The organism is Streptomyces sp. NPDC037271 (assembly GCF_055603605.1).
In genome coordinates this window covers 1-1,576 of sequence record NZ_JBVJVN010000056.1, presented here as the reverse complement: position 1 = coordinate 1,576, position 1,576 = coordinate 1, and the positions used below count along the sequence as shown (strand labels likewise).

Here is a 1,576-nt window from a genome sequence, read left to right as displayed (position 1 = left end):
ACCGTTCCTAATCAGTGAGCAGGAGTGAGTCTTGGACTCGTACCTGGTCACTGCGGACACCCCGAACGGTTTTGGGTGCCCTGGTTGCCCGCGTACTCGCCGCGTCCGGCGGCACGGATCGTGTCCGTGGTCCGGGGATGCGGGGGCGGGGTCCCTCACGCCCAGGGGCACGCCGGTCGGCCTGGATGGTCCGATGCCCGTGCACATCGCTCTGGTATGCACGGGGCGGTGCCGTCCGTCGCCGGATCGGGTGTCCCTGGGCGCGTCGTCCGATCGCGATGCTCGCCGCATCGTGCCGGGTGGTCCTGCGGGTGGGGCCGGTCATCGGCTTCTGCCAGTGCTGAGCGCCCCACTTGCTGGTGTAGGCCGGGTCCACGGCGATGACGGCGATGCCTGTGGCGTCGGCCATGGAAGTCAGCCGGGCGCGGAGCCTGCCGGTCGGCATGCTGGAGATGAGTTGCCGGAATCGGCGCTTGCGCCCGTGCTTCTCTCTGGTTTTCTCGCTCTGGAAGTCGAGATCTTCGACCGCGATGGCTTTGACGCCGCAGGTTTTGGCCCAGTGCAGCAGTCGTGTGAGGGCGTGCCGTACCTGGGCGTCGCGGTGCTGGGCGTTGCCGGACAGGTCGTAGGGGAACCGGCGTGGCCGGCCCGTCGGGTTGCCGTGCGTGTCGAGGCGCCATGCGGCGAGGTGGTCGGCGTTGGTGTCCACGCCGATCACGCCGTCGGCGAGGGCGGCTTCGAGTGGGACGGTCCTGGTGGGCGGGATCTGCCAGGAGGCATCCACGTACCAGCGCCCGCGTCCTGTGTCGTAGTGGATGCGGTAGGCCACGGCCCTGCTGGCCTCCACCCGGTCGGCCCACTCCTGGCCCCGGTGGGGGAACCGCGCCTTCGCGGCGAGTACGTACCGGCCGTGCTTGGCGTTCGCCAGGCCGGAGAGCGTGGCGGGGAGCCTGACCGACACTTCGCCCTCGGGCGTGATGCGGATCGTCTCGTTGCCGAGCCTTTTCCCCGACTCGCCGTCCGCCTGGAGGAACCAGCGCCCGGCTTCCCACCGCTCACGCCACCTGGCCTCGGTGAGCTGCGCTTCGTCGAGGTGGTGCCGGGCGCCCAGGAGTCGTTTGCCGCCGCGCACGACGTGTACTCGGCCTGTTTCCCGGTCGGCCCGGACCTTCTCGAGCCGGTCCTCCAGCACATGCAGGCGGCGTGCTTTGTGGAACCACTCGTGTGCGGAGCGGTAGCCACCCGGAGCCCGCTTGGTGCCCTTCTGGCCGACCGGCAGCGACAGCCGGTGCCGGATCGTCGTGATACCGGCTTCAAGGGACTGGACATGTGCGGCCTGGCCGCGCCGGGCGAGCGCCCACTGGTCATGCGTTGCTTTCGTGACCGACCCGGCCCACCTGGACGACGACTGGGCCGTCAGGCCACGCTTACGGGCCGCCCATGACCCGGCGGAGTGCTCCAGGCCGTCCGTGCAACGCGTTTTGAGGTCCTTCGAGGCGAGCGAGCCCAGGTGCGCACCCACCGAGCGCAGAACCTTCTCGTCCTCGGGCGTGAGGTCTTTGAGCCGGGTGCGTAC

1 protein-coding gene is annotated in these 1,576 nt (G+C 69.9%); it reads right to left on the bottom strand.

Translation table 11 applies throughout. From position 1 onward, the window contains the following. Positions 1-7: 7 nt before the first annotated feature. Positions 8-1,576: IS200/IS605 family accessory protein TnpB-related protein (locus tag ACZ7G3_RS35695; RefSeq protein ID WP_470930870.1), on the bottom strand; the 1,569-nt coding region annotated here is incomplete at its 5' end.